Genomic DNA, 10,679 nt, shown 5'->3' on the forward strand with positions numbered 1-10,679 from the left:
GCGAATTTACGCGTCAATAGCTGGCCTATTGCAAGTAAATTCAACGCAGTTAGCGCTGAAAGTAGCTGCTTGAGATATATTTATTATCCAAAGTTCAGGTTACTTATATATGGCGATTGTATGCTTAATTTACAAGCTTGCAAGTGATTTAAAGCGCTATTTAAAAAATATGTCCCCCCCCCCCCTTTCCCCCTATTTCACTGCCCTCATTAGTATAAAATTAAGGCAAAAAAAAGCGCAGTAAATAACTGCGCTTGTTACTGTTTAGCTAAATATTAAAAGCTAAAGCTTAATTTTGCATAGTAGGTACGGCCATCAAAACCATAAGGTACGGCACGTAATGGGTATTTAAATCCGCCATTAGAGATAAAGTTAAGTACTTCATCATCACCTAATTCATCTGGCGTTTCGTCAAATACGTTATCAGCACCAACCGATACAGCAAACGTATCGTTAATTTGGTAAGTCACGTTTAAATCAACCAATACTGCTGACTCAACCGTGCTGGTAGGCTTAAATGAACCCGTAGGTGATAAAAACCCAGGTAACGAAATATGGTCGTTAGCAAAGTATTTAACATCGGTTTCGCCAAAGTAGTTAAAGCGTATCATTGAACTATAAGCATCGCGCTCATAATCAAAGGTTAACGTACCACGCTCACCTGGTTGGCCGTCTGTTAAAAAGCTGCTTTGTATATCATCAAGCGCGACATTTTTTGGAATACCAGGTGCTGCATTTACATTATCAATTTTAGTTTCGTTTAGGTTACCCGCAAAAGTAATACCTAAGTTACCACCGTCCAGTTCAGTACGGTAAGATGCAATAATATCAACACCTTGCGTAGTTGAATCTAAAGAATTTGAGAAATAGTTTGCTTGCACTGCACCGGTTGCTTGTAATGCAGCAACTGCCTCTGCACTAAATGCCACATCATCTGCTGATAATAAACTACCTAGCGTTATACGGTCTTTAATTTCTACGTGGTAAAAATCAACCGTTAACGAAAGCTCGCTGGTTACATCATAAACAAAGCCTGCGCTTAAGTTTTTAGATGTTTCTAGCTCTAAACTATTAACCCCTAAAGCAGAAGGAAATGCCGAACCTGTGGTTGCTGTAAACGATTGGCTTAACGTGCCGTCTGAGCCTAAGTTAGTGGTAAACGCTGTATAGCCACTTTGTTGTAACGACGGTGCTCTAAAGCCTGTAGATGCAGCAGCGCGCACGGCAAAGTCATCATTAAACTCATAACGCGTTGCTAATTTACCAATTAAATCATCGCCTGCATCCGAGAAATCTTCGTAGCGCAGTGCACCACTTACGTTCCATGCATCGGTGATCATGGTTTCAGCATCTACATAAAATGCATAACTGTCGCGGCTTTGTGAATTTGACGCTTCAGGGCGCAAACCGTTATAAGCTTGAAAACCACACTCTGCAAATTGATTAGCATCGTTAACTGACGGATACGAGGTATCCATATTAGCTAAACCACACGCATAAGAAGCTTCTTCCCCTGGGACTATTTCGTAATTTTCTTTACGATATTCTGCGCCAAACGAAACATACAAAGGTTCATTTCCTATATCTATAATACCGCTTATATCCATATTAAGCGTTGTTTGATCAAAACGGAAACCACCTGAATACCCACCACTTGGGCCCGCATTAGCCGCTATATCAGCGTCACTCGCATTTGGGTTATTAGCAACATACTCTGCCGCATACGAGGCATTAATGCTGTTACGTGAAGTAAAGTCGTATTGGTTTTCACCATACACCGCCGATACATCGTATCCCCAGTCGGTATTAATTTCGCCTTTAAGTCCAAGTGCAAGTGAAATATCTTGTGCTTCGTTAAAAATCTGCGGTAAAAAACCATCTGCGTATACTTGAGTTACGTTTTTGCCAGCTTCATTAAAGTTTCGGTAAAAACCATTACCTAAAGCGGTACGTTCAGAATAGCCACCAAATGAGTAAAGTTCATTATCGCCACCAACTGGCAGTGCCATATTATAAAATAGTGAGGTAAATTCGCTCTCTGCATTACCTTGGCTCCAGCGTACATCTTTAGAAAGCGTACCAGGTGCTACATCAAGTGAGCCGCCAATATCGCGCTCTGCACGGTTAGTGCTTTGTGCATCACGGTGCTCAAGTGATAGGTTAATAAATCCACCTTCGCTGCCTAAATCAAAACCACGATTTAAGCCAACCGATACTGTTTCGCCATCGCCTTCGCCGGTTTCGCTATATTGTACATAACCTGTAGTAACGCCGGTTGAATTGTTAAGCGATAAGTTAATAACCCCTGCAATAGCATCAGAGCCATACTGTGCTGCAGCGCCATCGCGTAGTACTTCAACACCTTTTAAAGCAACTAGCGGAATCGCATTCATATCGGTGCCCGCTGAACCACCACCAACCGTACTGGTTAAACCAAAAATGGCTTGATTATGACGGCGCTTACCATTTATTAATACTAGTGTTTGATCTGGCTGTAAACCACGTAAAGTGGCAGGTCTAAATAAATCAGAGCCGTCAGATACTTGCGTACGCGAAAAGTTAAATGAAGGTGCGGTTGCTTGTAAGCTTTGCCCAAGTTCGGTAAAGCCACCTTTATTTAGATCGTCCGCGTCAATTAAATCAATAGGAGATGAGGATTCAGTAGAAGTACGATTTGATACGCGTGATCCTAATACTGATATTTGCTCAATATTTTTTACAGCTTTAACCGGTGCTTCTTGTGCGTTAACCATGCTTGGCGCGCTAAAAGCAAAAGCAACGGCAACAGCGAGTGTGTTTAAACGATATGTTGACATAGTGACGACCCTGTTTTGTGTTCTTATAATTTATAAAAGGTTGTTACATACAAACCTTGCTGCCAACATCCTAGCAACATATATAAATAAAAAGATACTAAAACGCATAAATAATTAGTCTATGTATGCAAATAACTTCTAAAATAGAAAATTAACACCTTTAATAGGTTAAAATACCAGCAATTCGGCATTTTATTTTAAATATTAAAAAGTTAACGTATTATTTACACTGGCCTTCAACTCACTGACTGCTCATTTTACAGCCAAACCATGGTTACTTAGCTTTACAGTCTGTAACCTGGTGTTTACAGTGCACTAAAATGGCAGGTTTTTTAGTTTTTATATAAAAAGTAATAACCTCAAAGTATCTAATCGTGCTGATTTTTTAAAATTATAATTAAAACAACTAAATGATTGATCTAAACAGTGCTTTTTTTCGTTACACTATGCCTTAATAGTTATTTCTGAATATTTTGCTTGAAGGAGCATAACGTGTCGCGATTTTCTGCCGTTACCGATAATCCCCATGATGGGCGTTTCAATCAAAAAACAGGCATATTACTCACCAACTTAGGCAGCCCTGATGCGCCAACAGCAAGTGCTTTGCGTACTTATTTACGTGAGTTTTTATCAGATCCACGTATTGTAGAAATACCACGTTTTGTATGGATGATTATTCTCCATGGTATTATTTTACGTATTCGCCCAAAACGCTCTGCCAAGCTTTATGAAAGTATATGGACCGAAAACGGCTCACCACTTACCCATATTACTCGCCAGCAAAGCCTAAAATTAAATGCGCTATTAAAAGAGCATGGCTATACCAATACCGAAGTGGTTATGGCTATGCGTTACGGCAATCCTTCAATTGAAGCTGGGTTGGAACAACTTCGCGATAAAGGCCTTACGCGCATAATTGTATTACCGTTATACCCACAATACTCAAGCCCAACTACGGGCTCAACCTTTGACGCGGTATCAAACGTGCTGCGTAAATGGCGCTGGGTTCCTGAGCTGCATTTTATAAACGGCTATCACAAAAATACGCGTTACATAGAGTCGTTAGCTAATAGTATTAGCGAAGATTTAGCAGCCAATGGTATGCCACAAAAGCTCGTTTTTTCGTACCATGGTATGCCTAAACTATTTTTAGAACGAGGCGATCCGTATCACTGTTTATGCCTACAAACCACACGTTTAGTAATCGAAAAGCTTGGCCTTGATAAAGACCAAGTAATAAGTACCTTTCAAAGCCGCTTTGGTAAAGCAGAATGGTTAAAGCCTTATACCGACGCTACCCTTGAAAGCTTTCCTGCACAAGGCATTAAAGATATTGCCATAATTAGCCCCGCGTTTAGTGCTGACTGCTTAGAAACCCTCGAGGAGTTAGAGGGCGAAAACCGTGAAATTTTTGAACATGCCGGCGGTGAAAAATACCGTTACATTGCTGCACTAAACGAGCGAGACGATCACATAGACGCCATGTTTGATATATTAAAACCAATGCTTTAAAGGCAGTAAAAGAGCAGGTTTAGGTATCAGGCTTTAGGTATTAACTGACTAAGATCGGTTTGCTGTAGCTGTAGCTGTAGCTTAATCGCACCTTTAGTAAAAAACCTTTTGTCTGCTTAGTGCCTTGTGCACGGGTAAAAGTGAAAACTCACCACAAAGGAGTAGCACCCAGTGGTGAGTTTTTTAATTTTTATACGCCTAAAACCTAGCGCCTAATCGCTTCCCTACAACCTACTTTTAACCCTTACGGATAATAAATAGCGTTAATACGCCGGCTATAATTCCCCAGCAGGCTGAGCCTACCGACCACAGGGTTAAATCTGACGCGGTGACTAAAAATGTAATTATGGCGGCTTCGCTATATTGTGAGCTATGCAGTGCTTGCTGCAGGCTTGAAGCAATAGTGCCAAATAATGCAATGCCCGCTAAAGCTAAAATTAATGCTTGCGGTAAGCTGGCCACTACGGCCACTAATGTTGCTGCGCACAGCGCCATAATAATATAAAAAACGCCACCGGCTATGCTCGCCCAATAACGTTTATCGGGGTTTTTATCTGCATTTTCACTCATACAAATGGCGGCTGTTATGGCAGCTAAATTAATTGAATAGGTGCCAAATGGCGCTGTTACTAAATTAATAAAACCCGTTACATTAAGTGACGCCGAAATTGGCGCTTTATAATTATGGGCTTTTAGTACTGCAATACCGGGTAAGTTTTGTGAGGTCATGGTTACTATATATAAAGGAATACTAATACTAATAAATGCCTGAAAGTTAAAACTTGGGGCTATATAAGCAAAACTACTAGCTTGCCATTGCAAGTTGCTGGTATCAATATGGCCCATATTCCACGCCAGTAATACGCCGGTTATTAGCACACTTAACATAGTAAAACGTGCAAAGTAACGTTTACCTATGCAGTAAACTAATACCATTAAGCCAATCATTAACGGTAATTCGTTCATAAAGTTAAATACGTCAATGCCAAAAGTAACTAATACGCCCGCAAGCATGGCACAGGCAAGCTCACTGGGAATACGGTTCATAACTTTTTCAAACCAGCCCGTCACTCCCGATAAAAATACCAATAGTGCACAGAGCATAAATGCCCCTACGGCCTCATTTAGGTTATAGCCATCGGCGGTAGAAATTAGCAGTGCAGCCCCTGTAGTCGACCACGCAATTAATATTGGCACTTTATAATAATACGATAAAATAATAGAGGTGCTGCCCATTACTAAGCCCAGCATTAAAATCCAGCTGGCTACTAACTCAGGCGTGCCACCAAGCACAATAACCACCTGGTAAATCAGTGCTACTGAGCTGGTAAAGCCAATAATAACGGCCACCAACCCTGCCATTACACGGCTAACTAACTGATCAATCCCTGCCATAAGTTTCTCTATTTATTATTGTTATATTTTTAACATACGTGGCAGTTAAATACTTTGCAATTAGCAAGAGGTCTAATTTGAGCGAAAAATAGTCATGTCAGTTTACAGGCATAAAAAAGCGGCTAATTAGCCGCTTAGGTATTATGTAGTTTACAGCCTAAGCTGTTATTTTTTAGACTACAGATTAATGCACTATCATTTTTCGCTGCACAGCGGGCATTAAGCTTTTACCGTCGCCGTCGGTTTTACTAAGTAGCTTTAGCCCCATTATTTTTGCCAATACCGGATAAATATCTAAGTTATTAACTTGCTCAATACTCATACCCTTTTTAAACGCAGGGCCAACAGCTAAAAAGGTTGCTGCCATATCATCGGTATAAGCATAACCGTGGGTGCCTATAGGGCCTGCTTTTTCTGAACTAGCAAATATTGCTGGTGCCGTTGTTTGCACAACAATATCGCCTACACGGGTGCCTTTATTATAATGATAGCCCGCTAACTGCTCAGCCGTTAATACCGTATAACGCCCTTTAGCTGCTTGTTGTAAACGCGCTTTATAGCCCTCAATATCGGCATTAACCGCCTCAGGTTTTGTATAAATAAGTAACCGCGGGCCAGTGTTTTTTACTAAAAAGTTGTCATCTTTAGGTAAACTACTAACTAATATACTTTTAGCTGGATCAAGCTGCGCCATACCATGATCCGACACTATCACTAAGTTTACTTCTTGATCTAATTTGCTTAAACGCGCTTGTAACTGCCCCATTAACTCATCGAGTTGTTTAACTGCATCGCGCGTTTGCATCGCATCGGGCCCATATTTATGCCCCATGCTATCTACCAATGAAAAATAACCTGCAACAAAACGTGGGCGCTGCGCTTTAGGTAAACTTAACCACTGCACTATTTGATCAACCCGGTCTTGATAGTCACTATGCTGCGAGTAATGAAAATAGTAGTCAGGGGTCATGCCGTTAAAACGCGCATCCGACTCAGGCCAAAAATAAACTGCCGATTTAAGTCCCTGCATTTTAGCCAAGTTCCACAACGGCGTACCGCTAACCCAAGTACTATCGGTAAAGCCTTTGCCCATGCTATAGCATTCGTTATTACGGGCTTTATCACAAAATCTATTGTCAACAATGCCATGATTAACAGGGAGTAAGCCGGTAATAATTGAAAGATGGTTAGGAAACGTTTTGGTAGGATAAACCGGAATCAACTTTTGCGCTCTTACACCGCGATCACCCATTGCTTTTAAATTAGGCGCACCATGTTTTTCTATATAATCCCAGCGCATACCATCAATTGATATAAGTACTACCGTTTGCTCTTTTGCGGCAAACGCATTACTCATCCCTAATAAAAGGCAAACCGATATTGCCTTTACAATCCACTGTTTCATTTTAATACCCTGTTTAACATAATGTTTATTTATAAAATATGTGTGCAAATGAGCGCGTTTGGCTCATCTCTACCAAAGCGCTAAAAATTAAAAGCTACGCTTTTCGCGCCAGCAAGCTATGCGCCTACAAAGTAACAGCGCGAGGTAAACTCCCGCCTACCTACAATCACCGCACTTGGCTAACCTTTACCTGACATCTAAAAACCTGCTTTGTAATTCGATCTTAAAGCAATATATTAATTTAAGATACAAACTGATAGATTAAAGCAAATTAATGAAAAACATATGACGATGCGCTAAAACTATGCCTGTCATCAGCTTAAAAAAGGACAAGATGATGATCGATTTTAGTAAAAAAATAACCCCCGCACGTATGTATCGCACTACCGCTAACTTACAAATGGCACTAGAGAGCGATCGGGGCCGAATTATAAACAGCGCCGCTATTCGTCGCCTACAACAAAAAACCCAAGTGTTTCCACTAGAGCGCAACGCCGCGGTACGTTCTCGCCTTACTCACTCGTTAGAAGTACAACAAGTAGGGCGCTTTATAGTACAACGTATTTTTGCATCACTAAGTTATCAGCAGCTGCAAGACTACGGACTCACCGAGCTAGAGCGGCCGTTAGAAAGCCTAGTTGAAATGGCCTGCCTAATGCACGATATAGGCAATCCGCCGTTTGGTCACTTTGGTGAAGCCGCCATAAACCATTGGTTTAATAATAATTTAGCAAGTGTAACCCCCGAGCGCTGTAAACAGCCTAATTCTGGTATTGGGGTTGTTTTTAAAAGCCTAGCACACGACATTTGCAGCTTTGAAGGCAATGCCCAAGGCATACGTATTATTCACTCATTACAATTACTTAATTTAACCTACAGCCAAAGTGCCGGTATTTTAAAATATACCCGCCCTGCGGGGCTCGACAAAAAAGAGATACCACAAAACAAAAATTATTTAATGAAAAAGGTCGGTTACTACTACAGCGAAAAAAAATTTGTAGAGGCACTGCAAACTGCGCTTGAAATTCAGCCGTATTGCCGCCACCCCGCAAGTTATATTATGGAAGCTGCCGATGATATTTCCTATTGCCTAGCCGATATAGAAGACGCCGTAGAAAAAGACATAATAAGCACCGAACTATTATGCCAAAAGCTTAAAAGTCATTATACAAAAGTACTTATAAACCTCACTATCGACGACAGCCAACATCAAGACTTTGTAAATAAAGCCGTAGACTACGCACTTGAGCGTGCCAACGCACAACCTTATAATTTTAATAGTGAATTTTTTATATACTTACGCGTAGCGCTGCTGCATCCGTTAGTTAATCATGCGGCTAAACGCTTTATTAAACACATAGAACCCATTTATCATGGCGATTTTAACCAAGCACTACTTGAGGATCGCAGCTATTTACACGCACTCACCATAACCCTTAAACAAGTGGCGCTTGAATATGTATTTTCAAACAAAGAAGTAGAAAAACTCGAACTACAAGGCTACCGCATTATTAACGGCCTGCTCGATTGTTACAAACCACTGCTATTATTAAGCAGTGACGATTTTAAACGAGCGCTCAATGGCGATTCACGCTTATTAATAGAATCGCGACTGGTTAAAAAGCTTTCTAAAAAGCACTTAAACAGCTATCAGCACGCCATAGATGCAATGCAAGAAGAGCCTGATCACTTTACCGCCTATGAGTTTTATTACCGCTGCCGGTTAATTCAAGATTATATAAGCGGCATGACCGATCAATTTGCCTACGACGAATATCGCAGCCTAATGGTAATTGAGTAGCCCACAGTAGATATATTTTAAATTAGCGCTTAAAATCAAACTATTGATGCTTAAGCGCTACTGAACTTTATGATAAAAATACTCACACGCCTGACCCTTTGTGTTGCCCTATTTTATAGCTTTAATAGCGCAGCCTATAACCAAGCTATGTGCATACTTATAAAACAAGAAATGCAGCAGCACAGTAATAACAAAACGGGCCGCAGCTACCGCAATGCCGCGCGCGACTATAATAAAAATTGCAATAAGCCGGTAGTAACACCAACTCAGCCAAAACCTAAGCCACATGCTATTGTTAATGATCCAGAGCCGCAGAAGGCACTGCCCGAGCCTATTACTGAGTCGGTTAAAGCGCCTATTGTTGAGCCTTTAAAAACACACTCTGAGACAGACAATACCGCGAGTATTAATACCGAGTTACAAGCAAGCCCTAGTCAAACAAGCCAAGTAACAACTGATGAACCCGTTGCTAATGTAAAAAGCTCAGATATAAAAAGTACTGATGTAAAAAGCACTGATATAAAAAGTCCGGCAGCTAAAAGTACACCGACAAACACGACAGAAATAAGCGCAGAGCCCATCGCAGCAGCACAAAAGCCGGCAAATATAAAACCTACGCCAGTATCAAAACCAAACACCGAAAGCTCCGCCTCACTACTGCTACCTAGCTTATTATTATTGCTAATAGTACTTATTGGCGTAATGGTTTTAGTACGTATGCGCCGCTCTAAACAAAGTAATTCTGAGGTGGCAACAGTACTGCCAACGAGCCCAGCTGTTACCACACCCGCTCCTAAATCAGTAGTTAAACCAGCAGTTAAATCAGTAGTTAAATCGGCAGCTAAGCCAAGCCCTAGCGCCGTAAATACGCAAAATACGACAACAGCACAAATTGCGGCAGAATCTGTTTCAATGCAGCAAATTGATGCCGCGCTGGCAAAACCACAAGCAAGTACTAGCGAGCCAGAAACCGTAGCTAAAACAACAAATACAACATTTAGTAATGAAAAACCCAAAACAAAAACAAAAGCAGAGCCCAATACCGCAGAGTTTGAAGCCGCGGCTAAAAACACCTTAGAGCGAATAAAAAATGCCAGCGACTTTGCCGAGCCAGAAGTACGCATGTTCGATCCCGATGCACCACTGCCTACTAAAAAGCAGCGTCAACAACAGGTTACTCAACAAGCGCCAGCAGCAATTAATGATCAAACGCCAGCTCAAAATGCAATTGAGCCCGCCAATATCAGCCCAGAGCCAATTATTGCGCAGCAACCAACAACGAATATACACCCCCCTGTAAACAGCACCACAGAGCAAGCAACTTCATTTAATACCGAGCACGAATTTAAAGAGCCCGAAGTACGTACTTTCGATCCCGATGCACCGCTACCAGGTAGTAAAGCAAAGCCTGTAATAAAAGCAGATACAAACCAACAGCCAGAACCAGTAGCTGAGCCTAAAGAGCAAAATGTGCAAATAGACAACAGCAACCCATTTGCTAACCTATCGCTGGATGATAGCTGGGATCCAAATTCATCGGTAAAACCTAAAATAGCAGAGAAAAAACGTGAACCTAAATCTCAAGCCCTGATCGAAGCCGAGCAGCGTGCTAAAAATATGCAAACTAAAGAATAGAGTTAAAGGTTTTATACATTGGTAAGTTAAGTGCCAATGTGAACTACCCATCGACGCCACTCCGTGTCGATCAATGGGCTTCTACAGCCTTGACTTAGAGACTAGGCTGCTTCTT

Annotated in this window: 6 protein-coding genes; 3 read left to right on the forward strand and 3 right to left on the reverse strand. The window is 41.3% G+C overall.

Annotated features, from left to right (window positions below; all coding sequences use genetic code 11):
- Nucleotides 1-275 precede the first annotated feature (275 nt).
- A complete protein-coding gene (locus AAEZ18_RS17505; protein WP_350595392.1) occupies nt 276-2,816 on the reverse strand; it encodes a TonB-dependent receptor plug domain-containing protein in 2,541 nt (846 codons plus the stop codon).
- 492 nt (nt 2,817-3,308) lie between these two features.
- On the opposite strand from AAEZ18_RS17505, the gene hemH reads away from it, so the two are divergent.
- Nucleotides 3,309-4,328, forward strand: a complete 1,020-nt coding sequence (hemH, locus tag AAEZ18_RS17510; protein WP_011329752.1) for a ferrochelatase — start codon at nt 3,309-3,311, stop codon at nt 4,326-4,328.
- Nucleotides 4,329-4,565: 237 nt separating this feature from the next.
- Here hemH and AAEZ18_RS17515 read toward each other — a convergent pair whose 3' ends face one another.
- Complete coding sequence (locus AAEZ18_RS17515) at nt 4,566-5,723, reverse strand: benzoate/H(+) symporter BenE family transporter (RefSeq protein ID WP_350546954.1); 1,158 nt, start codon at nt 5,721-5,723, stop codon at nt 4,566-4,568.
- Between the two features lie 184 nt (nt 5,724-5,907).
- The gene (locus AAEZ18_RS17520; RefSeq protein ID WP_208834428.1) at nt 5,908-7,128 is read right to left on the reverse strand and encodes an alkaline phosphatase family protein; all 1,221 of its coding nucleotides are present in this window, start codon (nt 7,126-7,128) and stop codon (nt 5,908-5,910) included.
- 334 nt (nt 7,129-7,462) lie between these two features.
- On the opposite strand from AAEZ18_RS17520, the gene dgt reads away from it, so the two are divergent.
- Both dgt and AAEZ18_RS17530 read left to right on the forward strand, forming a co-directional pair.
- Complete coding sequence (dgt, locus tag AAEZ18_RS17525; RefSeq protein WP_179807744.1) at nt 7,463-8,929, forward strand: dGTPase; 1,467 nt, start codon at nt 7,463-7,465, stop codon at nt 8,927-8,929.
- 69 nt (nt 8,930-8,998) lie between these two features.
- Nucleotides 8,999-10,564, forward strand: coding sequence for a cell surface protein (locus tag AAEZ18_RS17530; RefSeq protein ID WP_350546958.1), 1,566 nt, complete (start codon nt 8,999-9,001; stop codon nt 10,562-10,564).
- The last annotated feature ends 115 nt before the right edge of the window (nt 10,565-10,679 follow it).

Source organism: Pseudoalteromonas sp. 19-MNA-CIBAN-0066, from assembly GCF_040308705.1.
Lineage (GTDB): Bacteria > Pseudomonadota > Gammaproteobacteria > Enterobacterales > Alteromonadaceae > Pseudoalteromonas > Pseudoalteromonas nigrifaciens.